This window comes from Winogradskyella sp. PC D3.3 (assembly GCF_054366245.1).
Genome location: NZ_CM135962.1, coordinates 1733639 through 1758030 on the forward strand (window position 1 = coordinate 1733639; position 24392 = coordinate 1758030).

The following is a 24392-nucleotide window of genomic DNA, read 5'->3' on the forward strand; positions in this document are numbered from 1 at the left end:
TTTTCAATATAAAAAAGAAAGCACTTCAACTAAAAAGTAGAAGTGCTTTTTATATATAGGCGCACTATGTGCGGAAAATGTAAGCTATGCGATTTTAAGTTAAAACTTAGAACGCGAATCTTACATTATAGATAGCAAAAATACGGTCTTATTTTTGTTTGTCCAAAGTAATCTCTATGTCCGTAAAATTAAGATTCCAATGGTCAGCCGCTTGCTTGTGGTTAGTCGCAATCTTAATGCCCTTGTAATGCTTTATATTTTCAAATGTCGTTGTTAATGACGGTTCTACGGAATTCCCTTTTCTATAAATCCATTCTTTTATAATAAACTGCTCATCGTAAAAGATATCATAAGCATCCCCTGGAGTGTAGCCTCCTTCGTTAGGATAGGTTAAGGTTATCATATGTAGTTCTTTTTTACTAATTGGAGCTAGCATTTTTTTAGGTTCAGAAATTGTTGCCGAGGAATCCCACACCAATTGAAACGGAACGAAAAGCCAGAATTTATCATTAATAAAAGCACTGTCTGTGTTAATATGTGTGCTATCAACTTTGTTTCTATTGTAGCTAATGGTGTCTTTGCTGGCTATCATAATCACGTTGTCCGTTTTAGGCTGCCATATCCAAGATCGTCCACTTCCTTTTATTGTATCTCTATCGACTTGAAAAGTGAATTTTACCTCTGATACATTTATCCAATGTTCAAAACCATGAGCACTCGCAATTTTTTCAGCTATAGATAATTCTTTTTTGTTGTCTTTTAACGTGATTTGTGGTGCGTCAGATTTACAATTTGAGACAAGTAACAAGCAGATTAAACCAATATATAATGATTTCATAATAAAGTTGTTTTAAATTACATGCGAAATTAATCAACTATGAAAGCGAATACGAATTATTTTGAAGTTAATAAAGCGACTTGGAACGCTAAAGTGGCTGTACATGCACAAAGTGAAATGTACGATCTAGAGGCTTTTAAGAAAGGAAAAACATCACTTATGCCTTATGAGTTGAAAGCTTTAGGGAACGTAGAAGGCAAGTCGTTATTGCATTTACAATGTCATTTTGGTCAAGACACGTTAAGTTGGAGTCGGATGGGAGCTCAATGTATTGGTATTGATTTGAGTGATGAAGGTGTGAAATTAGCAAAACAACTAAATGACGAATTACAGCTTGATGCTGAATTTATTTGTTGCAATGTTTTAGAAACGTCTAAATATGTATCTAAAACGTTTGATATTGTTTTTACAAGCTATGGCACTATTGGTTGGTTACCCGATTTAAAGCCTTGGGCTAAAATGATATCCGAACGTTTAAACGTTGGTGGTACGTTTTATATTGTAGAATTTCACCCTATTGCATGGATGTTTGAGTACACTGATGGTAAATCCATAATGACCTATCATTACAATCAAGATGATGTGATTTATGATGAATATGAGGGAACTTATGCTAATCAAGATTCAAAAATGGTAAGTAAAGAATATGGTTGGAATCATGGTTTGAGTGAGGTTGTCAATGCTTTGATTGCAGCCGGATTACAAATAAACTATTTAAATGAATATGACGAAAGTCCTTATGATGTGTTTCCAGATTTAATAAAAACGGAATCCGGGATGTATAAAATGAAAAATCAATTGTTTCCTATGATATTTGAATTGAAGGCGACTAAGGTTTAACTTAAGACCTGTCAGGTTTTTAAAACATGACAGGTCTGTTGCATTAGTGTTTTTTACTATCTTTTAATAACTCAGGGAACTTCGCTTTGAATTTATTTAATCTCGGAATAGAAACATTTCTTATGTAGCCTTGATTAGGATGTAAGCGTTCATAGTTTTGGTGGTAATCTTCTGCAACCCAAAATTTTTGAAAAGGATAAACTTCAGCAGCTATAGTGGCATCTAATTCTTTGGCTAATGCTGCTTTTTTATCTTCTATGATTTGCTTTTGTTCATTGTTTTGATAAAAGATAATAGAGCGGTATTGCGAGCCATGATCTGGTCCCTGACCATTAACTTGTGTCGGATTTTGAGATCCAAAATAAACATCTACTAAATCTGCGAAACTTACAACTTCAGGATCATAAATAATTTCTACAGCTTCTGCGTGGCCGGTTCTGCCAGTGTTACTGTCTTCGTATGTTGGATTTTCTGTGTGTCCACCAGCGTAACCCGAAATAGATTCATCAACCCCTTTTACGCTTTCAAAAATGGCCTCAACACACCAAAAGCAACCACTAGCAAAATAAGCTCTTGCTTTACCATCTTGTAGTGGTACGACAATAGGTTTTGTATCGATTACGGATTGTTGTTTAGGCGTAACTTGTGCTTGATTGTGACAGCTAAAAAATAAGGCAATAGTTAAAAGACTGAGTAATTTTTTCATATTTAATTTTTCTTTAGGAGTATAGTCGTAAAAAAATAGGAGTCCTTAATACTAATTATTAAATAGGTTTTAGAGTATAACAAATAAAAAAGCCTTTGCTGTTGCAAAGGCTTAAATATAAATATGTGAGGAATGATTATTTGCTAAGTTTAGCAAATAATTTATCCATTTTTATTTTTTCTTCTTCAGCTAAAGCAGCATCAACTAAGATACGTCCACTATGCTCATCAGTAATGACCTTCTTACGCGAAGCAATTTCTACTTGTACTTGAGGAGGAATCGTAAAGAAAGATCCACCAGATGCACCACGCTCAATTGCAACAACAGCTAAACCATTTTTAACATTGTTTCTAATTCTGAGGTATGCTTTTACTAAACGATCATCAATTTTCTTCTGAAAATCTAAAGATTTGCTGATTAAAGCATCTTCTTCTTTTTCAGTTTCCTTTAGAATTTCATTAAGTTCCCCTTTTTTGTGCTTTAAATGCGCAGTACGGTCTTTTAAACGATCTTTAGTTTCAGAAATAACTTCTTTTTTCTGTTCTATTTGAACTTTAAATTCTTTAATGTGCTTTTCTGCCAATTGAATCTCTAATTCTTGAAATTCAATTTCTTTAGTTAGTGAGTTGTATTCTCTGTTATTTCTAACATTTTTCTGTTGCTCACTATATTTTTTGATTAAAGTTTTGGCTTCTTCGATTAGGTTTTTCTTACCTTTAATCTCATCATCAATAATAGTTAGGCTATCATTTAGCTTTTCCATTCTTAAGTTAAGCCCTTCAACTTCGTCTTCTAAATCTCTAACTTCTAAAGGTAGTTCTCCTCTGACATTTCTTATTTCGTCTACTCTAGAGTCAATTAATTGTAAATCATATAGTGCTCTTAATCGCTCTTCAACAGAAACTTCAGCTTTTTTTGCCATAATTATAAATACTTTATCGGATTTGTATTTGTCTTTGATAAAATGATTGCAAAATTAGTGATTTTTTTCGAGAGATAGTCTACTAAAAACGATTTTGTGAACTGTTCGCTTTCATAATGTCCAATATCTGCTAAAACAATAGCGTTTTCTGCACTAAAAAAATCGTGATATTTTAAGTCTGCAGTGACTAAAAGATCAGCGTTTGCGGCTTTTGCAGCAGAAATGGCAAAACTTCCCGATCCTCCTAGTACTGCAATACGTTTAATGGTGTCACTTACGGGTTTTGAATGCCTAATACACTCAGTTTGCATTTTAGTTTTAATAAAATGAAGACAATCAATGGTTTTTAATGGGGTTTCTAGCTCGCCAACCATGCCTATGCCGATATGTTGATTGGTATTTTCTAACGTGGTAATTTCATAAGCAACTTCTTCATATGGGTGTGTTTCAAAAAGTGTTTTTAAAATTTTGGATTCTAAATGCTTTTTGAAAGTAATTGAAATAGCGATTTCTGTTTCTGTATGGAATTCTCCTTTTTTGCCTATGACAGGATTAGAGTCCTCATTGCCTAAATATGTGCCTTTTCCTTCCATATTAAAACTGCAAGATTCGTAATTTCCTAAATGTCCGGCACCTACATTAAATAAAGCCTTTCTCAATGCTTCTGCATTTGCTTTAGGAACATAGGTTAGTAATTTTTTTATGGTACCAGATTGTGGTATAAGTATCCTTTTATTAATTAAGCCTAATTGATCGCAAATAATAGAATTGACTCCTTGGTGTGCATTGTCTAGGGCAGTGTGAATAGAAAAAATAGCAATATTATGTTGAATGGCTTTTATAACCACACGCTCTACGTAGGTTTTTCCGGTTAATTTTTTTAATCCTGAAAATATGATAGGATGAAAACTGACAATTAAATTACAGTTGTTTTCAATGGCTTCGTCAACAACAGCTTCAAGCGTGTCTAATGTGACTAAAATATTTGTAACCTTTTTATTTGTATCACCAACCAAAAGTCCGACGTTATCAAAATCTTCGGCATAAGCCAAAGGTGCTAAGTTGTGCAGGTGATTAATTACGTCTTGTATAATCATAAGTGTATATTTGTTTCAAAAATAATATAATTTAGTTCTTGTGAACCATCATTCGTCTATATTGCCTTTAGAGTACAATGGGTAATGTGATGCTCCATAGAACAAAAATATGCTATAAATAAAAACACATGAAGATTATCCGCATCATATTGTTTCCTATTGTGCCAATTTATTTCATCATTACGTGGTTGCGTAATTGGTTGTATGATGTTGGGTTTAAACCGTCTAAGGCTTATGATTTTCCTGTGATTTGTGTAGGTAACCTAAGTACAGGTGGAACAGGAAAAACACCAATGATAGAATATTTAATTAGGCTTCTAAAGGATGAAACATCATTAGCGACATTAAGTAGAGGTTACAAACGAAAAACGGAAGGTTTTGTTTTAGCAGATGATAATGCAAACGCAGATACTATTGGAGATGAACCGTTTCAGTTTTATCGAAAGTTTAAGGACGTTCGTGTTGCTGTTGATGCCGATAGGCAACATGGTATTGCAACACTTAGAACGTTACAGCCACAACCCGAAGTGGTGTTATTGGATGATGCCTTTCAGCATAGAAAAGTAAAAGCGGGCTTTAATATTCTTTTAACGGCTTATCATAATCTCTATTCAAAAGATATTGTGTTACCTACTGGTAATTTGCGAGAACCAAGGTCTGGTGCTAAACGTGCTGATTTGGTTGTTGTAACAAAATGTGATAAGAAGATTGGCGATGTTGAAAAGGGGGAAATTGCTTTGGCCTTAAATTTAAAAAGGAATCAACAGTTATTTTTTAGTTATGTAGATTATGCTTCACATGTTATTTCAGAATCGAGCACCTTAGAATTAGCTCAATTACCAAAATTTACATTGGTGACAGGTATTGCAAACGCAAAACCATTAGTAGACTTTTTAGTGGAAAAAGGATTGACCTTTGATCATTTAGAGTTTAGTGATCATTATAATTTTAGAACTAGTGATATCGAAAATTTGAAATTGAAAACTTTAATACTTACAACGGAAAAGGATTATGTAAGATTAAGCGGTTATAGAAGTTTAAAAGATAAATTGTATTATTTACCTATTGAAATAAAATTAGATAAAGCAGCGGAATTTAAAACAGTTGTAAAAAGCTTTATTAATTAAAGTAGCTCGATATTATTTTTTCTCCAGAAAGTGCGGCATGCAATTTATCTTCAAAATCGTCTTGTTTAAACGGTTTGGATATGATGTCATCAAAACCAGCGTCTCCAAATTCGTGCATTTTGTCTTCTAGGGTTACAGCCGTTAGTGCAAATATGGTAAGTTCTTTATCAAATGTTCTAATGATTTTAGTGGCTTCTAATCCACTAATACCTGGCATATGAATATCCATTAAAACGATATCGTATGCAGTGTGTTTAACTTGTTCTACAGCAGCTTCTCCATTGTCGACAACATCACAGTAAAGATTCATTTTGTTTAGAATCTTTTTGGTAATCATTTGATTGATTTTGTTGTCTTCTACAATAAGAATCTTAACGTTGCTTAAATCCAATCCTTCCATCTTATTAACTTTTTTAACTTCTTCTACTTCGGTTTTGTCAACAACTTCAACATATTCTAATGGAATTTCGAAAAAGAATGTTGTGCCTTTGCCTAGCTCACTCTTTAAATGGATTTTTCCTTTCAGAATTTGAATAAGTCCTTTTACAATTGATAAGCCTAGACCAGTACCTCCATACTTTCTATTGATTTGTACAGAGCCTTGAGAGAAGCTCTCAAACATGTGTTCTTGTTTTTCTTTTGTAATACCAATACCATTATCTTCAATTTCGAAGCGTATGTTGTACATATTGTCTTTTAAGTCAACTTTGTACGTTCTTACCCAAATGTCTCCGTTTTTAGTGAATTTAATAGCATTTCCTAGTAGGTTTATTAGGATTTGGGAAATTTTTAATTGGTCTCCAACAAATGTTTCAGGTAAACTATCTTCATAGTCAAAATGAATTGTAGTGTTTTGATCTTTAGCAGAATTACTTAGTGCCGAGATTACATTTTCTAATTTATTTTTAAGGTTAAAGTGTTCTGGATTTATTTCAACTTTATTAGCTTCAATTTTATTAATTTGAAGAATATCATTAATAAAGGTTAAAAGATAATCACCTGAGAATTTTAATGATTTTAAATGTGGTATTTGATGTTCTTTTGGGTCTTCATCCAATAACATATTTGTAAGACCTGTTACGGCATACAATGGTGTACGCAATTCATGGGTAACCGTAGATAAGAAGTTGGCTTTGGTTTTAGAGGCCAATTCTGCCTTTTCTTTAGCAACAATAAGTTCATCGTTCTTTTTATGAAGCATAGTGTTGGTATTCAGTCTTATATTATTGTTTTTATATAGCGATAATGTTAAGAGTGATAAAATTGTAATTAAAGCAATACTGAGTATAGTTGTAATTCGGGTAAAAGCACTTTCTGCACTTACTTCATCAATTTGAGCTTTTAATTGTGCATTTTGGGCATCCTTATAATTATTGATAGTTTCACCTGATATACCAGGAGCTAAGTTTTCTCTTTTGACATTTAAAATAGAGTCTGATAAGTGAATATGTTTTTTAATGTACTCATGAGCGTCTTTATAATTCCCATTTTTTTCATGAATATCACTAAGTGTTAAAAAAGCTTCATTTATATTTTCTATAATTTTGTGTGATTCGGCAATCTCTAAACCAGCTTCAGTTTGAACGAGTGCCATTTTAGGATTGTTGAGGGCGCTATATACTTTTCCACTTTGTATGAGGGCACTACTTAGGCGTCGTTTTTGTTCGTATTTCTCGTCGTACTTTTTAGCTATTACTATCGTTCTTTCGAGCTTTATTTTAGCCTCTTCGTATTTTTTTTGAGCGATTAATACTTTTGCTTCATTAAGTGTAACATCTGAAGTGTATTCTTCTAAATTTTGTTGTTCAAATAGGTTTCTTGCAGAAGTGAAGTAACCTAAGGCACTTTTGTACTCACCAAGCGTACTATAAATAACGCCTTTAATATTATATGTAATGGCCAGGTTGTTATAATCATTGGCCTCGCGTTGAATCTGTATAGCTTTATTCAGAGAAATATTAGCCTGTTCTTTTTCATTAACTAGAAATTGAACTTTAGCAATTTTGGTGTGAATTTTACCTTGGCTAGATTTGTCGTCAATTTTTTCTGCAATAGCTAAAGCTTTGTCTAAGTTGTCCTTGGCATTATAATAATTACCTCGTTCACTATCAAATTTGGCTTGATCTACGCGGTTTTGAAGTCGTAATGTAAGAAGGTCTTTGTCTTCTACACTGTCTTGCTGTGCGAATATAAAACCATAAAAACATGCTAAAAATACAAATATGTAATATTTGATATGGGACATTCAACTCAGGTTAATTTGAACAAATATAATTATTTACTAGACAAAAGTGCTTTTTTGTCCGATAAATTGCAAATTAAATCTAAGATTCGTGAGCTGTACCCTGTTTCATTATCATACCATCCTACTATTTTTACCATATTGCCTATAACTGAGGTCATTAGGGCATCAAAAATACAAGAATGTGAATTGCCAACAATATCAATAGAGACAATAGGGTCTTCAGTATATTCTAAAATACCTTTTAATTCATTATTTGCCGCATTTTTAAAAATGGCGTTCACGTCTTTAATGGAAGTTGGTTTCTCAACATTTATCGTTATATCTGTTAATGAACCGTTTGCAACAGGTACTCTAATGCCACACCCTCCTATGACATCTGATAATTCTGGAAAAATTTTAGTCAAAGCCTTTGCTGCTCCTGTTGTGGTAGGTACAATAGATTGTCCAGCAGCTCTAGCGCGTCTTAAATCTTTATGAGGTTGATCGTGTAAACTTTGATCTGTTGTATAAGAATGTATGGTTGTAATATACGCTTGTTTTATTCCTAGATGTGCTTTTATTAAGGCAATCATAGGTGCGGCATTATTAGTTGTACAAGAGGCATTAGATAATATCGTTTCGGAGCCATCTATGCTATCATCATTAATTCCTAACACAATGGTTTTGATGTCATCTTCTAAAGGTGGGACTGATAAAATCACACGCTTAGCACCATTTGTTATGTGATGTTGAAGTTCCGCCTTTGTTTTAAATTTACCGGTGGATTCTACAACAAAGTCTGGTTGAACTTTAGACCAATTAATAGCTTTTGGGTGCGATTCTCTAAATAGGGGAATTGAAATATTATTTACAATAATATGATTTTCATCAAATGAAACGGTGTCTTTTAAAACACCGTGAATACTATCATATTTTAATAAATGGCTTAAAGTTTTAGCATCAGCTAAATCATTAATCCCAACAACTTGTATTTGTGGATGTTCTAATGCAAGTCTAAATACACGACGGCCAATTCTTCCAAAACCGTTGATGGCTATAGTAATCATTAATTAATATGTTTTTGGGCTTTGTAAGATGATCTTACTAAGGCACTACTTTCTACATGTCTAAACCCTAAGTCTAAACCAATTTCTTCATATTCTTTAAATTGGTCCGGATTTATAAACTGTTTTACGGGTAAGTGCTTTTTACTTGGTTGTAAATACTGACCTATCGTTACGACATCGACATCGTGAGCTCTTAAGTCGTGTAGTGTTTGTATAACTTCTTCGCGTTCTTCACCTAAACCTAGCATAATGCCCGATTTCGTTCTGCGTTGTCCTTGTGCTTTTAAATATTTTAAAACACCCAGGCTACGATCGTATTTGGCTTGTATTCTAACTTCACGAGTTAAACGTCTTACGGTTTCTATATTATGAGATACAACTTCTGGTGCTACCTCAATAATACGATCGATATGTTTTTCAACTCCTTGAAAATCTGGAATTAACGTTTCTAATGTCGTTTCAGGATTCATACGTCTTACAGCTTTTACCGTTTCTGCCCACATGATACTTCCCATATCTTTTAAATCATCACGATCGACACTTGTTAAAACGGCATGCTTAATTTGCATGAGTTTTATAGAGCGTGCAACTTTTTCTGGTTCATCCCAATCTACCGTTTCGGGACGACCAGTTTTAACACCACAAAATCCGCACGAACGTGTGCATACGTTTCCTAAAATCATAAACGTAGCTGTTCCTTCTCCCCAGCATTCACCCATATTTGGACAACTTCCAGAGGTGCAAATGGTATTTAATTTATACTTGTCAACTAAGGTTCTTAGTTCGGTGTATTTTTTACCTGTAGGTAATTTAACTCTTAACCATTTGGGCTTTCGTTCTGGTAAAATATTTGAAGCAACTTTCGTTTCCATGCAATTATCAATTTCTAAAAGCAAAGATACAAAGTAAATACTAAAATCAGTTGATTGGAATGATGGATGCTGAATAAGAAAAATAGAGCATTAACCTTTATAATTATTTAATGAATTACGGCTGTTATATGTTAAAAAGCTTAGGATTTTGTAATAATTGCAGCGAGTAGTTTTTTTGCTCTCAAAAGTTTCACTTTTACGTTATTAATCGGTTCGTTTAGTTCTTCTGAAATTTCTTTATAACTCAATTCTCGAAAATATCTTAAGTTGATAACTTCTTGATAATGTGGTTTTAGTTTTTTTATGTCGCGCAATAGATTCGCAAGATTTTGTTCTGTTATAATTTTATCTTCAGGGGTTGGTGAATCATCAATAATGTCAAAATAGTTATTGTCATTATCTTTTGAAGTATTATTAATTGTATTTTTCTGTTTTCGAACGAGATCGATATGAATGTTTTTCGAAATAGTGATAAGCCAAGTTTTAAACTTATAGTCTTCATTATAAGTGTCTATCTTATCAAAAGCTTTAGAGAATGTTTGAATGGTAATGTCTTCAGCATCATTTTCGTTTAGCGTACGTTTAAGTTGAAATGCATAGACGTCGTTCCAATATTTATCAAGGAGAAAATTGAATGCTATTTGATTGTTATTTTTTGCTTTGCTTATGGCTTCTTTTACTTCCAATGTTTTGGCTTAGATATCAGATTAGTGATAAAGATACTTAATTGTGAAGTAATGAGAACTAATTCTAAAATTGGCATGAGAATAATTAAGTCGGTTTCTTCAAATTTTTTCGCTGTAAATCCAAAACATAACCATTGAATGGCTAATCGTAGTCCAATTAATGAAACCATCCATGGCCAAGAAAAGCCTATCATTAAAAGTGAAATTCCCAAAACCCAGAATAATAATTGCGAGATATAGAATACGCCTAATAGGAATTTGTGTTTAAGTTTATAAAAATGCGCTGTACTTATATGTCTTCGTTTTTGAAGAATCCATGCTTTAAAAGAGGTTTTAGGCTCTGAAATAGTGAAACTTTCTTTGGTGAAGCAGAGGGCTGTATTAGAAGCATTGGCGACTTCATTAATAAACAAATCGTCATCACCAGACTTAATAGACATATGATTATTAAATCCGCGGTTATTGAAAAATAAGTCTTTTCTGTAAGCCATATTTCTACCAACTCCCATATAGGGGATTCCCATTTGGGCATAAGAAAAATATTGTAAAGCAGTCATTACCGTTTCAAAACGTATAATCTTGTTTAAAAAGGATAATTTCTTTTTTGCATAAGCTCCATAGCCTAATACAATGGCGTGTTCATTAGAAAACTGGCTACTCACTTGAGCTAACCAATCTTTTGAGTTAGGCGTACAATCGGCATCTGTAAATACTAAGAAATCATGTTTAGAGGCTTTTATACCTAGGGTGAGAGCGTATTTTTTATTTCCCCAAAAGGCTTCGTTAATTTTTACATCAACAAGCGTTATGTTGTTGTGTTTAGCTTTAAAATCTTTCATGATTTCTAAGGAATCGTCAAACGAACTATCGTTAACTAAGACAATCTCAAAATTTGAATAAGCTTGCTCTAATATTAAAGGAATATTTTTTCTTAGATTTTCGGCTTCATTTTTAGCACAAATAATTAGTGATATTGGGATGTGTTTTTTTAATCGGTTTTCGGCACGTTTGATGCTGAAAGCGAAAAGAAAACTAAGGTAATATGCGACTTGAATACTAACTACCGCAATAAATGCGTAAAATAGTATTGAGGGAATTGTCATTAATACTTAAGAATGTTGAGGTGCGCTACAGTCTTTGTATTCCTCTGGTAATTTTCCACAAAAACCACAAGCTTCACCTTCTTTGTTTAGCATTGGGTTTTGGCTTGCACAAGTACCTGCAAATTTGCCGTCTTTTTTTGCCCATATTTTTATAGCGATTCCTGCTACTGCTAGAGCTAATAATCCTAATGTAAGAAATAGTAATTTCATCTGTTGATATCTATTATGTTTTAATTGCCAGATAGGAACACCTTTAGTCATTCCATATTCATATTAAATCTGAAATTAAAGATGTTTCACTTAAATGAATAAGTTTATTGCAAAGATAATGCTTTTACATTTATTCTTTACTTATTTTGGTGTGACTTAACTTGTTGAATCTGTGTCTTATTACTAAATAAATATTTTTACTAACTAATTAATTTAAGAATTATGAAAAAATTATTCGCTGAGTTCTTCGGAACATTTTGGCTTGTGTTTGGTGGTTGTGGTAGTGCAATATTTGCAGCTGGTTTCCCTGAATTAGGAATTGGATTTCTAGGGGTTGCGTTGGCATTTGGTCTTACTGTATTAACAATGGCTTTTGCTGTTGGTCACATTTCTGGAGGTCATTTTAATCCTGCTGTGTCAATAGGGCTATGGGCTGGAGGAAAGTTTGAAGCTAAAGATTTATTAGGTTATATTGTTGCTCAAGTTGTTGGAGCTATTGCTGCGGCTGCTGTTTTATTTCTTATAGTATCAGGTAAATCTGGTTTTGATGGAGTAGGTGGTTTTGCTGCTAATGGTTACGATGCTTTATCTCCTGGAGGTTTTAATATGATGTCGGCGTTAGTTGCAGAAGTCGTTTTAACAGCATTCTTTTTAATCGTTATTTTAGGAAGTACTAATGTTAGAGCTCCTAAAGGTTTTGCTCCAATTGCTATTGGATTGGCGTTAACGTTAATACACTTAATAAGTATTCCTATTACAAATACATCTGTAAATCCTGCCAGATCATTAAGTCAGGCTATTTTTGCCGATGGTGCTTATTTATCACAGGTTTGGTTATTTTGGGTTGCTCCAATTGTAGGTGCTATTATTGGTGGTATTATTCACAAATCATTCTTTGAGAAAGCATAATTTTTTTAGATTTTGAACAAAAAGAGGCGCAATTTAAATTGCGCCTCTTTTTTAGGATTAATTAACTAAATTTAGTTTTCTTTTAAAGAAATTTCAGCAACTTCCGTGTCGTTTTCGCTTGCACTATCTCCTTTAGTACCAATTTTAATACTTAGTGCTAAGGCATCTTCCATGTATGGAATCTGTTTCAACTTACGGTCAGATTCATCTAAAATACCTAAGTTAACCATACGGTCTTGTAATTCAGCCCAAATTTGATATTGTTGCTCTTTGGGTAATTGAGGCAACGTAATAACATCAATCATAGACGTTTTTTCAACCGGATTAATGTAGGCAACTGTTTTTAAGTTTTTCGCTCGTTCGTTACCATTAATCACATATTTTTTAGAATCTGGGTTATTGAGTTTTAATAACTCTCTAGAGAGTTCTTCTAATTTAGAATTATTTTTTTCAATATCACTTCTAAGGTCAAAAATCTCTTCAACAACAACATTGTTTTCGCTATTTAAATCTACGTTTTTCTGATAGAGCATAAATGAGGTGACTCCAAACATTATAGCGGCAGCACTTGCAGCGATGCTATACCAAGGTGTTTTTTTGTTTTGCGCTAATGGAGTGACTTTGGTGTCTTTAGGTGCTTCTATAGATTCTAAAATATCTCCTAAAATATAATCAGGTGCATCAACAGCACCTGCTTTTGCTATAATTTCTAAATTATCTTGAAGTTTTTCATAAGCTTGCGCGGCTTCAGGATAAGTAGAAATAAAGTGTTCTACTTCTTCGGATTGTTCCAAAGAAAGGTCTCCGACCAAATACTTATTAAGTAAGTCAGAATTTAAAAAGTTGTGTAATTTTTTTTCCATGATCAAATAATTTATGGATTGTAAACTTTTTTCAGTTCTCTCAATCCTATTTTTAATCTAGATTTAATAGTGCCTAGCGGAATGTCTAATTCGTCACTAGCTTCTTGTTGTGTCATACCCTGAAAAAACAAGGCATCTAACACAATTTGATATTTTTCTTCTAGCCCTCCAACATGCTTTTTAATGTCCATGACATCTTCGTTAAAATTTGTTGTTGGTAAGATATATACGTTAGAAGTTTCAATTTGGACTTCTTTATGGTAGCGATTATTAAAACTTCTTAGTTTATCTATAGCGGTATTGCGGGCTATTCTAAATAACCAAGTAAAGAGTTTTGCTTTGGAAGGATCGTACTTTGAGTGGTTTTTCCATACTTTAATAAAGGTTTCTTGCAAAGCATCTTGAGCAACTTCTTCATTAATTGTAATTTTTAAGATAACACCATAAAGGCTATTTGAATAATTTTCATACAATAAATTCAAGGCACGTTTATCTCCTTTTTGGAGATAATCAATAATATTTTGTTCTGTAGGTGTTATACTCAAAATGTTAAAGTCTTGTTTTTGTGATTTTTAAAACGTCCTAATTGAATTTCTGAACGTAAATATAATTAAATACACCTAACAACGGTGCTCAATTTAAAGTATTAGAATGGTTTTATCTTCATAGGAGGTTGATTAATAGCAATATCATAAAAATTATTCTAAATTCAAAAGTCACAATTCAAATTGTGACTTTTGCTTTATATAATATTCACTTCAGTTTCAATACAAATATTAAATAACCGCTTGACCGTTTTTTGAATTAATTGTGCTAATTCATAAATTTCTTGTCCTGTGGCATCTCCATAGTTTACTAAAACTAAAGCCTGCTTATTATGAACACCGTAATCATTAAAGCGTTTACCTTTAAATCCTGCTTTTTCAATGAGCCATCCTGCCGGTATTTTTATGGCGTCATCTGATATTTTATAAGATGGTACTTCTGGGAAATGACGTTCTAATTCATTAAAATCTTCTGATGAAATTATAGGATTCTTGAAAAAACTTCCACTGTTACCAATTTCTTTTGGGTCTGGTAATTTACTTTTTCTAATCGCAATTACTGCATTTGAAATGTCTTGAATCGTTGGCTTGCTAATGCTTTTCGATTCTAATTCATTTCTAATGACGCCATAATCAGTGTGTAATTGATGGTTTTTCTTTGTCAGTCGAATATTTACACTTGTAATTATGAATTGTCCTTTTAGCTCTTGTTTAAATATAGATTCTCTATAACCAAAGTTGCAATCCGATTTTGAGAAGGTTTTTATGGTTTGGTCGTGTATTTTTAGTGCTTCACAGCTTTCAAAAACATCTTTAAGTTCAACTCCATAAGCGCCAATATTTTGAATTGGAGCTGTGCCAATATTACCAGGAATAAGAGCTAAGTTTTCTATACCTCCGTAGTTGTGCTTTAGACACCAAAGCACAAAGTTGTGCCAGTTTTCACCAGCCATGGCTTTAATAATAACAGTGTTTTCAGTTTCACTAAGAACTTCAATACCTTTTAAATTAATATGAAGCACTAAGGCTTCAATATCTTTAGTTAACAACATGTTACTTCCTCCGCCTAAAACAAATATTGGAGCGTTATTATTGTTTTTTAAAACGGTACAAAGGCTTTCTATTGAGCTAATATCACAATACGATTGCGCTTTAGCATCAATACCAAAGGTGTTAAACGATTTTAAAGAAGCATTGTTGATAATAGTCATTAGTCTTTATATACTTTTAATGCTTCTTCTAAGATCTTAACGGCTGTTTTTAAACTGTCATTATTTAAAACGTAAGCAATACGGATTTGATTTAAACCAACTCCAGGAGTTGAATAGAAACCTGCTGCAGGAGCCACCATTACAGTGTTGTTATTATAATCAAAGGATTCTAAAAGCCATTTGGCAAAATGATCTGAATTTTTTACTGGTAATTCTGCAATACAATAGAAAGCTCCATTTGGCTTTGCTACTTTGACTCCTTCAATTTTTTCTAACGCTGAAATAAGTGTGTTTCTGCGTTTTACGTATTCGGCTTTTACATCATCAAAATAACTTTGAGGTGTCTCTAATGCTGCTTCACTTGCTATTTGTGCTAGAGTAGGAGGACTCAATCTTGCTTGTGCAAATTTTAAAGCAGTTTTTGTAAATTCTTTGTTTTTTGACACTAAATAACCAATTCGTGCACCGCACATGCTATAGCGTTTAGAAACCGAATCAATAACAATAGCGTGTTCTTCTAAGCCTGGTTCTTGTAAAATAGAATAATGTTCAGCGCCATCGTACACAAACTCTCGGTATACTTCGTCTGCAATTAAAAATAAATCATGTTTTTTTACAATAGCGGCAAGCTGTTTTATTTCTTCCTTAGAGTATAAGTAACCTGTAGGGTTTCCTGGATTACAAATTAATATGGCTTTTGTTTTTGGTGTAATTAATTTTTCAAACGCTTCAATCGGTGGTAATGCAAAATTATCTTCAATTTTAGAAATTACAGGAACAACATTCACTCCAGAAGCGGTTGAAAAGCCGTTGTAATTAGCATAAAATGGCTCAGGAATGATGATTTCGTCACCTTCGTCCATAATGCTTCCAAAAGCAAATAAAAGTGCTTCACTACCGCCTGTTGTAACTATAATATCGTTGTGAGAAACCTCAATTGAATTGCGCTTATAATATTCCGCTATTTTTAGTCTATAACTCTCAGAGCCTTCAGATCTACTATACGCCAAAGTTTCGAGGGTGTTATTTTTTATAGCATCAAGTGCGACTTGAGGAGTTTTTATATCTGGCTGACCTATATTAAGGTAGTAAATGTTTTTTCCTTTTTTTTGAGCTTCTTCAGCATAAGGTACCAATTTTCTAATTGGCGATTCTGGCATGTGGATGCCTTTGTTTGATATTGATGGCATTTGGTATTGGTTTTAAAATGCTAAGTTCTGAAAAATCTTAAAGTTTATAAGGAAAAAATACAAAAAAAATGAGCACTCAATTTGAGTGCTCATTTTTATGTTATTAAATGTATTCTTGATTATTGCTCAATCATACTTTTACTTTTCTTTTCTAAAACGCTAGTTTTATTAGAATCTACAACTAAGCCTTTTATTTTAAGCGCTACTGTTGGAGTTTCTGCATTAGAAAAAACCGTAATTGTTTTTCTAATTGGGTTAACTCGTTTTGTATCGTATTTTACTTCAATCTGACCCGTTTCTCCTGGCATAATTGGTCCTTCAGGTTTTTTAGGGACAGTACACCCACAAGTCGATTTTACTTTAGAAATGACTAAAGGGGCATTTCCTGTATTGGTAAATTCAAATACTCTTACACCATCTGAACCTTTTTCAATGGTACCATAGTCAATAACATCTGTCTTAAATTCTATCTTTGCTACTTTTTCTTGAGCAAAAGAACCTAAACTCATTAATCCTACAAATAATACTACTATTAAATTTTTCATCATTTTAATTTTAAAATTGATTAGTCAAAACTAGGCACTTTTTCATTCCTAACAAAATTTTTTAGTTGTATTACGCTTCATTTAACAGATTTTATGGGTTCTGAATTCATATTGTTACCCTAATAATTTTGCAAAAAAGGAATTATAAGTACTTTTGCTTGTTATATTACAAAAACAATACCAAACATGGAAATTCCTTCTAAATATAATGCGTCGTCAGTAGAAAGTAAATGGTACGATTACTGGATGCAGCACAATTACTTTCATTCTAAACCAGACGAAAGAGAACCTTATACTATAGTGATTCCTCCTCCTAATGTAACAGGAGTGTTACACATGGGACACATGTTGAATAATACCATTCAAGATGTCTTAATTCGTCGTGCACGTTTATTGGGTAAAAATGCCTGTTGGGTACCTGGTACAGATCATGCCTCAATAGCCACTGAAGCTAAAGTTGTAGCTAAACTTAAAGCGCAAGGGATTGATAAAAACGATTTGACTAGAGAAGCGTTTTTAGCGCATGCTTGGGAATGGACCGAAGAGTATGGAGGTGTTATTTTAGACCAACTGAAGAAACTGGGATGTTCTTGTGATTGGGATCGTACAAAATTTACTATGGATGACGATATGTCGGAAGCTGTAATTAAGGTGTTTGTTGACTTATACAATAAAGGTCTTATTTATAGAGGATACCGTATGGTGAATTGGGATCCGGAAGCAAAAACAACCTTGTCTGATGAAGAAGTCATTCATGTTGAAAAACAAGGTTTACTTTATTATTTAGAGTATAAAGTTGAAGGTAGTGATGAAAAATTAACCATCGCAACCACACGACCAGAGACGATTTTTGGTGATACGGCTATTTGTATTAACCCAAATGATGAACGTTTTACACATTTAAAAGGTAAGAAAGCGATTGTGCCTATTTGTGGACGTGTTATTCCTATTATAGAAGATGAGTATGTGGATGTTGAATTTGGTACAGGTTGTTTAAAAGTAACTCCTGCTCATGATGAAAATGATAAAGTATTAGGAGATAAGCATCAATTAGAAGTTATCGATATTTTTAATGCCGATGCTAGTTTAAATAGCTTTGGGGTGCATTACGAAGGTCAAGATCGTTTTGTTGTTAGAAAAGCCATTACAAAAGAATTGGAAGAGGCTGGTGTTTTAGTGAAAACTGAAAATCATATTAATAAAGTAGGAACATCAGAACGTACAAAAGCAGTTATAGAGCCAAGGTTGAGTGATCAATGGTTTTTAAAGATGGAAGATTTAGCACAACCTGCTATTGATGCCGTTTTAAAAACAGGAGAAGTGAAATTATTTCCAAAGAAATTTGAAAATACCTATCGCCATTGGATGGAGAATATTCGCGATTGGAACATTTCGCGTCAATTGCTTTGGGGACAACAAATCCCTGCCTATTTCTATGGCGATGGAAAAGAAGATTTTGTAGTTGCAGAAAATATTGAAGAAGCTGTTAAGCTTGCAAGAGAGAAAACTTCAAACGCAGAGCTTCAAGCTTCAGATTTAACACAAGATACAGATGCTTTAGATACTTGGTTTAGTTCTTGGCTTTGGCCAATGAGTGTGTTTGATGGGATTAGAAATCCTGAAAACGAAGAAATAAAATATTATTACCCAACAAACGATTTGGTAACTGGGCCAGATATTCTATTTTTCTGGGTAGCCCGTATGATTATTGCGGGTTATGAATATAAAGATGAAAAACCTTTTGAGAATGTTTATTTAACTGGATTAGTTAGAGATAAACAACGACGTAAAATGTCGAAGTCTTTAGGAAATTCACCTGATGCTTTAAAACTTATTGAAGAATACACTGCCGATGGAGTTAGAGTAGGATTACTGTTAAGTTCTGCAGCAGGAAACGATTTAATGTTTGATGAAGCCTTATGCCAACAAGGAAAAGGTTTTGGGAATAAAATATGGAATGCATTTCAATTAACCAATCTATGGGAAGTTGCAGATATAGCACAACCTAACTCTAGTAAAATAGCTTTAGAATGGTATGAAGCTAAATTTCAATCTGTATTAGTAGAGATAGAAGATCACTTTAGTAAATACAGATTAAGTGATGCTTTAATGTCTATTTATAAATTGATTTATGATGATTTTTGTGGTTGGATGTTAGAGATGGTAAAACCAGCATATCAGCAGCCAATAGATAGAACGACCTATGAAAAAGTGATGTCTATTTTTGAAGATAACTTAAAAATAGTTCATCCATTTATGCCGTTTTTAACTGAGGATATCTGGCATTATATTAAAGAACGTTCACCGGAAGAAGCTTTAATCATTTCAAAGTGGCCAGAAGCAAAGCCAATTAATGAAGCTTTGATTTCTGAATTTGAATTTGCATCTGAAGTGATTTCTGGATTAAGAAACATCAGAAAACAAAAGAATATTGCGTTTAAAGATGCCATTGGTTTTTCTGTCGTTAATAATGAAAATGTAAAACCTACGTTTGATGAAGTTATCTCAAAATTAGGCAACCTTGAAAGCTTTGAATATGTAACAGAAGCTGTTGAAGGAGCATTAACATACAGAGTAAAATCTAATGAGTACTTTATTCCTATGGAAGGAAGTATTGATGTTGAAGCTGAAATTAAAAAGTTAACCGAAGAATTAAACTATACGGAAGGCTTCCTTAAATCTGTCCAAAAGAAATTATCTAATGAGCGATTTGTTGCTGGTGCTCCAGAACAAGTGGTGGCTTCTGAGAAAAAGAAAGAAGCAGATGCTTTAGCTAAGATAGAAACGATAAAAGCAAGTTTAGCGAGTTTAAAATAGAGCTTGTCACATTAAGATATTGTAAAAAAAGACTGCTGATAAAGCGGTCTTTTTTTATTTACCACTCATTAATTTTATTACTATCTAACTTTATAAAAATAAACAGTAAAATAGTAAAACCCCAAAGTCCTGAGCCACCATAACTAAAAAAGGGTAAGGGAATACCGACAGTAGGTATTAAGCCCATTACCATACCTATATTAATGGTGAAATGTACAAATAGAATAGAAGCGACACCATAGCCATATACACGACTAAATTGCGATTTTTGAGCCTCAGCCAAATATAAAATCCGAATAATTAACAGTACAAAGGTTAGTACAACTAAACTCGTTCCTATAAATCCCCATTCTTCACCTACAGTACTAAAAATATAATCGGTATGTTGTTCTGGTACAAATTTACCTGTTGTTCTCGTGCCTTGTAAGAAGCCTTTACCTGAAATGCCACCTGAACTTATCGCCTGTTCCGATTGAATAAGGTTATAGGCCTCTTCTTTTTTCATGCGTTTTAACTTGGCAGGATCTTTTTCTAAGCGCAACCAAAGACTAATTCTATTTTGTTGATGTGTTTTTAAGCCATGCTGATAAAATAGTTGAACTCCATAAGAGAACACTACTGCAACTATAAACACAACGATATACTGTAAAATAGAACCTCTTTTTTTCTTTCTAATAAAATAAACACAAGTGGTTATAACAGCTACCGTAATGGCGGTTATAACAATCCCAAATTTTAGAGCTAAAACAGCAAGTATTATAAGCGATAAGGCGATTATTAAATAGACTTGTTGTAAGCCTTCACGATAAAAAACAAAGAAAAATGCTAAATAGACAATTGTACTTCCTGCATCATTTTGTAATAAGATGAGTAAGGCGGGAAATAATATAATAGCCGCAACCCTAAGCTGATCTTTTATGGTGGTCATGTTGGTTTGAAGGTCACTAATATATTTAGCGACAGCTAATGCGGTAGCGAATTTTGCAAACTCACTGGGTTGTATAGTCATGCTACCAATGCCATACCATGAGCGTGCTCCATTAACATCTTTTCCGAAAATGAAAAGTCCTATTAAAGCCAGCATAGCAATTAAATAAATAATACTAGCAAACCGTTCATAGAACTTGGCTTCAAATGACAAAATAAACACAATAAGAAGGGCGGTTAGTCCTATAAATACAAGGTGTTTTCCGTAAAGTTGACTGGTGTCAAAATAGCTAGTGATTTCACCTTCGTGTGAAGCGGATAATATATTTAAATACCCAAAGCCAAGTAATAATAAAAATAGAATGATGGTAATCCAATCAAACTTAAAATGTCTTTGGTTTTCTCTTAACATGAAGGCTTACGATTTTACGGAGCTAGGGGTGTCACTTTTAATAGGGTAATTTTCTTCGGTGGCATAGTTTTCAATTACTTGAAGCTTAGCTTCACCATTAATTTTAAAAGGTTTCCCTGAATATGGTTTTTTGTATTCGTCTTCAAGACTATGGGTGAAAATCCAATCTTCTAAATCGGTTCTCGTAATATGCCCTTTAATATATTTTTCAATCATTAAACTTGCCATTCGGCCCGCAAAACGACCTCCCCAATAACCGTTTTCAACAAAAACAGCAATGGCAATCTTTGGATTGTCTTTTGGAGCAAATGCCACAAATATAGAATGGTCAGTAAGTTGGGTTTTTACACTATCTATTTTTATGAAATTTTCTGCAGTCCCTGTTTTTCCACAAATATCAATACCAGGAATTCTTATGTGTTTTGCTGTACCTTCATTATAAACATCAAACATACCTTGAATCACAGGTTCAAAATGACGTTTGTCAATGGTTGTATGTTTTGGTGTCGTGTATTTCTCGGGAATGGTTTCTCCTTCAATATTTTTTACAATGTGTGGTGTGTAATAATAACCGCGATTTCCTATTGCTGCAGCCATATTAGCCAACTGAATTGGAGTGGCTTCAACTTCTCCTTGGCCAATAGCATTAGAAACAATATAGGTTGAGCCCCATCGATTGTCGCCGTATTGCCTGTCGTAATAGTCACCATCAGGAATGCGTCCAGGTTGGCCAACCGATAAATCGTTATTTAGAAAATTACCTAAGCCAAAACTTTTGGCATGATTAGCCCAAATATTCATGCCTTTTCCAGCATCATCATATTTGTCAACAATACGACGATAAACATTTACAAAATAGGAATTACAAGATTGTGCAATCCCATTGTTCATATCAACAGGACTTTTATGGTGGTGACAACCTGTTAAGCGTCTGTTACCATAATAATACCCCATTCGGCATGAGAATGTATCGTCAACCGAAACAACTCCTTCTTGTAATCCAATGAGGGCGTTTATGACTTTAAATGGTGATCCCGGAGGATATTGTGCTTGTAAACCTCTGTCAAAAGTTGGTTTATTTACTTTGTCTAAGAATAATCTCGAAAAATTTTTGTTTCGTTCTCGTCCTACTAATAAGTTTGGGTTGTAACTTGGTCCTGTAACCATTGCCAATATCTCACCACTACTCGGGTCAATGGCAACAATACCTCCGCGTTTATGTTTCATGAGCAATTCACCATAAGCTTGCAAATCAGAATCAATGGTGATAGTGACATCTTTTCCTGGTTGTGGTAAGGTGTCTAAGACTCCATTTTTAAATGGACCAATGTTTTTATTAAATCTATCTTTTTGAATAAACTTAATACCCTTAACCCCTCGCAAGATTTTTTCGTAGGTTTTTTCTATGCCTTGTTTTCCAATAAGATCACCTAATGTATAGTAGGCATCATTTTCGATTGTTTTACGATTAACCTCTCCCAAATCACCTAGTACATTGGCTCCAATATTTGTTTGGTAGGATCTAAGGGAACGTTTTTGAATATAAAACCCTTCAAATTTTCGCATTTTCTCTTGAAGAACAGCATAATCTTTTTTTGAAAGCTGAGGAACAAAAGGCGAGGGTAGTCTAGGCGAATAATGTCTTGCCTTTTCTAATTTTCTATCGTAATCTTCTCGTGTAATTTTTAAAAGGCTGCAGAACTCTTCAATTTCTAAGGAGTCTAAAGGAGCGACTTCTCTAGGAATAACCATAACATCATACGATGGTTGGTTGGCTACAAGCAATTTTCCATTTCGGTCATAAACATAACCACGTTTAGGGTAGCTATATTCTTTTCTGATGGCATTGTCTTCAAAAATATTATAGGCGGTACTATCATAAACCTGAAGATAAAATAAACGCCCAATAAAAACCAGACCAACAAGGATAACAGTTATTAATAGTAGCAGTTTTCTCATTTTCGGTTTCGGCTAAATAAAATTATAATCAATACACTAAGAATAATAGTGAAAATACTAGAAAATAACGTCTTTTGAAGGGTTAAAAGTATGTTGGAAATGTTAAAAATTTCTAATGAGAATAATATCAAATGATGAATAACGGTTCCTAAAGAAATATAAGTTATTAAGCTACCAATATCTGTAGAACTAAATTTAATACTTTGATGTTCATATAGCATTCCAAATGAGCTTTTAAGTAAAATAGGTCTTATGTAGGCTAAGCTAACAGCTGCAGCTGCATGTACTCCTCCCGAATCTGAAAACATGTCTACAAGCATACCTAATAAAAAACTAACTAATAAAAGGGCTAATCGCTCTTCTCTAATTGGAAATAGAAAAATAAAAATGATATAGATATAAGGATTTATATATCCTAAGAAATTGATATGATTGCAAATGACTACTTGTAATAATAGTAGTAAAATGAACCTTGCGATATTTATGCCTGCAACACTATTCATTACTACGTTTTTCTAATACACTAATTTCTGTACGATCTAAATTTTCTAAAATATAAACGGTTCCAATGTTAGTCATGTCATTAAACAATTTGACTTGTATTGTATAGGTATCTCCGCTTATATCAGTTTCAAAACTCGTAATAGTTCCTATACCAATGCCTTTAGGGAAAATGGAAGATTCTCCTCCGGTTTGAATGGTGTCACCAACTTTTACAGGTGCAAATTGAGAGACATCTTCAAGTTGAACATAAACGGGTGATTTTCCATTCCATGTTAAAGAGCCAATATGGTTGGTTGATTTTATTTTAGCATTAATTCTACTTTTGATATTGAGTATAGATAATGCTGTCGAATAGTTCTTTGATGTATTGTCTATAATTCCAATAATTCCATTAGATGTAATAACACCAAAATCACGTTTTATGCTATCATTTTCACCTTTGTTTAAGGTGATATAGTTATTGGGTGCAGAATAACTGTTTTTATAAACATCTGCAATAGTAACTCTGTATTTTTCCTTAGCGTAAGTACTGTCAATATAAGACGAATCATTTGCGACATCAAGATTGAGTAAGCGTTCTCTTAATTGTTTGTTTTCTTCCGCTAGAATATCGTTTTTTGTTTTTAAATCGAAATACTGATCTACAGAATTCATAGTACCATAAACACCGCCAGTTAAACCATTGGCTGAATTTATGAATTTACTCCTATGATAAGAATGCGATTGAATGGTTAAAGCTAAGGCAATACTAAAAAGCAATAAAAACAACAGAAAGGTTTTGTTTCTTATAACAAAATTGAATATTTGTTGCATTATAT

General features: G+C 33.2%; 23 protein-coding genes. 4 read left to right on the plus strand and 19 right to left on the minus strand.

The genetic code is table 11. From position 1 onward, the window contains the following. Positions 1-148: 148 nt before the first annotated feature. Positions 149-838, minus strand: a complete 690-nt coding sequence (locus ACXGSQ_RS07375; RefSeq protein ID WP_458628971.1) for a hypothetical protein — start codon at positions 836-838, stop codon at positions 149-151. Positions 839-877: 39 nt separating this feature from the next. Between ACXGSQ_RS07375 and ACXGSQ_RS07380 the strand changes: the two genes are divergently transcribed. After that, the gene (locus ACXGSQ_RS07380) at positions 878-1678 is read left to right on the plus strand and encodes a class I SAM-dependent methyltransferase (RefSeq protein ID WP_458628972.1); all 801 of its coding nucleotides are present in this window, start codon (positions 878-880) and stop codon (positions 1676-1678) included. Positions 1679-1721: 43 nt separating this feature from the next. Here ACXGSQ_RS07380 and msrA read toward each other — a convergent pair whose 3' ends face one another. The 3 genes from msrA to ACXGSQ_RS07395 form a co-directional block, all read right to left on the minus strand. Then, the gene (msrA, locus tag ACXGSQ_RS07385) at positions 1722-2384 is read right to left on the minus strand and encodes a peptide-methionine (S)-S-oxide reductase MsrA (RefSeq protein WP_458628973.1); all 663 of its coding nucleotides are present in this window, start codon (positions 2382-2384) and stop codon (positions 1722-1724) included. 136 nt (positions 2385-2520) lie between these two features. Then, positions 2521-3306, minus strand: a complete 786-nt coding sequence (locus tag ACXGSQ_RS07390) for a zinc ribbon domain-containing protein (RefSeq protein WP_458628974.1) — start codon at positions 3304-3306, stop codon at positions 2521-2523. 2 nt (positions 3307-3308) lie between these two features. After that, on the minus strand, positions 3309-4403 hold the full coding sequence (locus tag ACXGSQ_RS07395; RefSeq protein WP_458628975.1) for a Nif3-like dinuclear metal center hexameric protein: 1095 nt from the start codon (positions 4401-4403) through the stop codon (positions 3309-3311). A gap of 128 nt (positions 4404-4531) precedes the next feature. Between ACXGSQ_RS07395 and lpxK the strand changes: the two genes are divergently transcribed. Beyond that, positions 4532-5530 carry a tetraacyldisaccharide 4'-kinase gene (gene lpxK / locus ACXGSQ_RS07400; RefSeq protein ID WP_458628976.1) on the plus strand — a complete coding sequence of 333 codons (999 nt, stop codon included), beginning with the start codon at positions 4532-4534 and terminating at the stop codon, positions 5528-5530. Here the strand turns inward: lpxK and ACXGSQ_RS07405 are convergent. From ACXGSQ_RS07405 to ACXGSQ_RS07430, 6 genes are all read right to left on the minus strand, one after another. Beyond that, a complete protein-coding gene (locus ACXGSQ_RS07405) occupies positions 5523-7775 on the minus strand; it encodes a tetratricopeptide repeat-containing hybrid sensor histidine kinase/response regulator (RefSeq protein WP_458628977.1) in 2253 nt (750 codons plus the stop codon). The two genes, lpxK and ACXGSQ_RS07405, sit on opposite strands and share 8 nt — an antisense overlap. 29 nt (positions 7776-7804) lie before the next feature. Next, positions 7805-8821, minus strand: a complete 1017-nt coding sequence (gap, locus tag ACXGSQ_RS07410; RefSeq protein WP_458628978.1) for a type I glyceraldehyde-3-phosphate dehydrogenase — start codon at positions 8819-8821, stop codon at positions 7805-7807. Further along, positions 8821-9693, minus strand: coding sequence for a lipoyl synthase (gene lipA, locus ACXGSQ_RS07415; RefSeq protein ID WP_458628979.1), 873 nt, complete (start codon positions 9691-9693; stop codon positions 8821-8823). The genes gap and lipA overlap by 1 nt, the downstream gene beginning before the upstream one ends. A 140-nt stretch (positions 9694-9833) precedes the next feature. Further along, the gene (locus tag ACXGSQ_RS07420; RefSeq protein ID WP_458628980.1) at positions 9834-10379 is read right to left on the minus strand and encodes an RNA polymerase sigma factor; all 546 of its coding nucleotides are present in this window, start codon (positions 10377-10379) and stop codon (positions 9834-9836) included. Continuing rightward, the gene (locus tag ACXGSQ_RS07425; RefSeq protein ID WP_458628981.1) at positions 10370-11482 is read right to left on the minus strand and encodes a glycosyltransferase; all 1113 of its coding nucleotides are present in this window, start codon (positions 11480-11482) and stop codon (positions 10370-10372) included. Before ACXGSQ_RS07425 ends, ACXGSQ_RS07420 begins: the two co-directional genes overlap by 10 nt. 6 nt (positions 11483-11488) lie before the next feature. Beyond that, positions 11489-11692: a membrane or secreted protein gene (locus ACXGSQ_RS07430; RefSeq protein WP_458628982.1), complete on the minus strand. Its 204-nt coding sequence runs from the start codon at positions 11690-11692 to the stop codon at positions 11489-11491. A gap of 222 nt (positions 11693-11914) precedes the next feature. Here ACXGSQ_RS07430 and aqpZ point away from each other — a divergent pair, with 222 nt between their 5' ends. Then, positions 11915-12601, plus strand: coding sequence for an aquaporin Z (gene aqpZ, locus ACXGSQ_RS07435; protein WP_458628983.1), 687 nt, complete (start codon positions 11915-11917; stop codon positions 12599-12601). 71 nt (positions 12602-12672) lie between these two features. On the opposite strand, the gene ACXGSQ_RS07440 is transcribed toward aqpZ, so the two are convergent. From ACXGSQ_RS07440 to ACXGSQ_RS07460, 5 genes are all read right to left on the minus strand, one after another. Then, a complete protein-coding gene (locus ACXGSQ_RS07440; RefSeq protein ID WP_458628984.1) occupies positions 12673-13464 on the minus strand; it encodes an RNA polymerase subunit sigma-70 in 792 nt (263 codons plus the stop codon). 11 nt (positions 13465-13475) lie between these two features. After that, on the minus strand, positions 13476-14009 hold the full coding sequence (locus ACXGSQ_RS07445) for an RNA polymerase sigma factor (protein ID WP_458628985.1): 534 nt from the start codon (positions 14007-14009) through the stop codon (positions 13476-13478). A gap of 197 nt (positions 14010-14206) precedes the next feature. Beyond that, the gene (gene murB / locus ACXGSQ_RS07450; protein ID WP_458628986.1) at positions 14207-15220 is read right to left on the minus strand and encodes a UDP-N-acetylmuramate dehydrogenase; all 1014 of its coding nucleotides are present in this window, start codon (positions 15218-15220) and stop codon (positions 14207-14209) included. Beyond that, the gene (locus ACXGSQ_RS07455; protein ID WP_458628987.1) at positions 15220-16410 is read right to left on the minus strand and encodes a pyridoxal phosphate-dependent aminotransferase; all 1191 of its coding nucleotides are present in this window, start codon (positions 16408-16410) and stop codon (positions 15220-15222) included. The genes murB and ACXGSQ_RS07455 overlap by 1 nt, the downstream gene beginning before the upstream one ends. A gap of 119 nt (positions 16411-16529) precedes the next feature. Further along, positions 16530-16955, minus strand: a complete 426-nt coding sequence (locus tag ACXGSQ_RS07460; protein ID WP_458628988.1) for a DUF1573 domain-containing protein — start codon at positions 16953-16955, stop codon at positions 16530-16532. 186 nt (positions 16956-17141) lie between these two features. On the opposite strand from ACXGSQ_RS07460, the gene ACXGSQ_RS07465 reads away from it, so the two are divergent. Further along, a complete protein-coding gene (locus tag ACXGSQ_RS07465; RefSeq protein ID WP_458628989.1) occupies positions 17142-19772 on the plus strand; it encodes a valine--tRNA ligase in 2631 nt (876 codons plus the stop codon). A gap of 58 nt (positions 19773-19830) precedes the next feature. Here the strand turns inward: ACXGSQ_RS07465 and rodA are convergent, their stop codons facing one another. From rodA to mreC, 4 genes are read right to left on the minus strand one after another with little or no spacing between them, the layout of a single operon-like run. After that, positions 19831-21111, minus strand: coding sequence for a rod shape-determining protein RodA (rodA, locus tag ACXGSQ_RS07470; RefSeq protein ID WP_458628990.1), 1281 nt, complete (start codon positions 21109-21111; stop codon positions 19831-19833). A gap of 6 nt (positions 21112-21117) precedes the next feature. After that, complete coding sequence (gene mrdA / locus ACXGSQ_RS07475; RefSeq protein ID WP_458628991.1) at positions 21118-23070, minus strand: penicillin-binding protein 2; 1953 nt, start codon at positions 23068-23070, stop codon at positions 21118-21120. Beyond that, positions 23067-23573: a rod shape-determining protein MreD gene (mreD, locus tag ACXGSQ_RS07480; RefSeq protein ID WP_458628992.1), complete on the minus strand. Its 507-nt coding sequence runs from the start codon at positions 23571-23573 to the stop codon at positions 23067-23069. Before mreD ends, mrdA begins: the two co-directional genes overlap by 4 nt. Beyond that, positions 23566-24387, minus strand: coding sequence for a rod shape-determining protein MreC (mreC, locus tag ACXGSQ_RS07485; protein WP_458628993.1), 822 nt, complete (start codon positions 24385-24387; stop codon positions 23566-23568). Before mreC ends, mreD begins: the two co-directional genes overlap by 8 nt. Positions 24388-24392: the final 5 nt, after the last annotated feature.

Bases quoted from the DNA above. Each gene is read 5' to 3' on its own strand.
- ACXGSQ_RS07375 (WP_458628971.1), bottom strand. From the start codon at position 838: ATGAAATCATTATATATTGGTTTAATCTGCTTGTTACTTGTCTCAAAT.
- ACXGSQ_RS07380 (WP_458628972.1), top strand. From the start codon at position 878: ATGAAAGCGAATACGAATTATTTTGAAGTTAATAAAGCGACTTGGAAC.
- msrA (WP_458628973.1), bottom strand. From the start codon at position 2,384: ATGAAAAAATTACTCAGTCTTTTAACTATTGCCTTATTTTTTAGCTGT.
- ACXGSQ_RS07390 (WP_458628974.1), bottom strand. From the start codon at position 3,306: ATGGCAAAAAAAGCTGAAGTTTCTGTTGAAGAGCGATTAAGAGCACTA.
- ACXGSQ_RS07395 (WP_458628975.1), bottom strand. From the start codon at position 4,403: ATGATTATACAAGACGTAATTAATCACCTGCACAACTTAGCACCTTTG.
- lpxK (WP_458628976.1), top strand. From the start codon at position 4,532: ATGAAGATTATCCGCATCATATTGTTTCCTATTGTGCCAATTTATTTC.
- ACXGSQ_RS07405 (WP_458628977.1), bottom strand. From the start codon at position 7,775: ATGTCCCATATCAAATATTACATATTTGTATTTTTAGCATGTTTTTAT.
- gap (WP_458628978.1), bottom strand. From the start codon at position 8,821: ATGATTACTATAGCCATCAACGGTTTTGGAAGAATTGGCCGTCGTGTA.
- lipA (WP_458628979.1), bottom strand. From the start codon at position 9,693: ATGGAAACGAAAGTTGCTTCAAATATTTTACCAGAACGAAAGCCCAAA.
- ACXGSQ_RS07425 (WP_458628981.1), bottom strand. From the start codon at position 11,482: ATGACAATTCCCTCAATACTATTTTACGCATTTATTGCGGTAGTTAGT.
- ACXGSQ_RS07430 (WP_458628982.1), bottom strand. From the start codon at position 11,692: ATGAAATTACTATTTCTTACATTAGGATTATTAGCTCTAGCAGTAGCA.
- aqpZ (WP_458628983.1), top strand. From the start codon at position 11,915: ATGAAAAAATTATTCGCTGAGTTCTTCGGAACATTTTGGCTTGTGTTT.
- ACXGSQ_RS07440 (WP_458628984.1), bottom strand. From the start codon at position 13,464: ATGGAAAAAAAATTACACAACTTTTTAAATTCTGACTTACTTAATAAG.
- murB (WP_458628986.1), bottom strand. From the start codon at position 15,220: ATGACTATTATCAACAATGCTTCTTTAAAATCGTTTAACACCTTTGGT.
- ACXGSQ_RS07455 (WP_458628987.1), bottom strand. From the start codon at position 16,410: ATGCCATCAATATCAAACAAAGGCATCCACATGCCAGAATCGCCAATT.
- ACXGSQ_RS07460 (WP_458628988.1), bottom strand. From the start codon at position 16,955: ATGAAAAATTTAATAGTAGTATTATTTGTAGGATTAATGAGTTTAGGT.
- ACXGSQ_RS07465 (WP_458628989.1), top strand. From the start codon at position 17,142: ATGGAAATTCCTTCTAAATATAATGCGTCGTCAGTAGAAAGTAAATGG.
- rodA (WP_458628990.1), bottom strand. From the start codon at position 21,111: ATGTTAAGAGAAAACCAAAGACATTTTAAGTTTGATTGGATTACCATC.
- mrdA (WP_458628991.1), bottom strand. From the start codon at position 23,070: ATGAGAAAACTGCTACTATTAATAACTGTTATCCTTGTTGGTCTGGTT.
- mreD (WP_458628992.1), bottom strand. From the start codon at position 23,573: ATGAATAGTGTTGCAGGCATAAATATCGCAAGGTTCATTTTACTACTA.
- mreC (WP_458628993.1), bottom strand. From the start codon at position 24,387: ATGCAACAAATATTCAATTTTGTTATAAGAAACAAAACCTTTCTGTTG.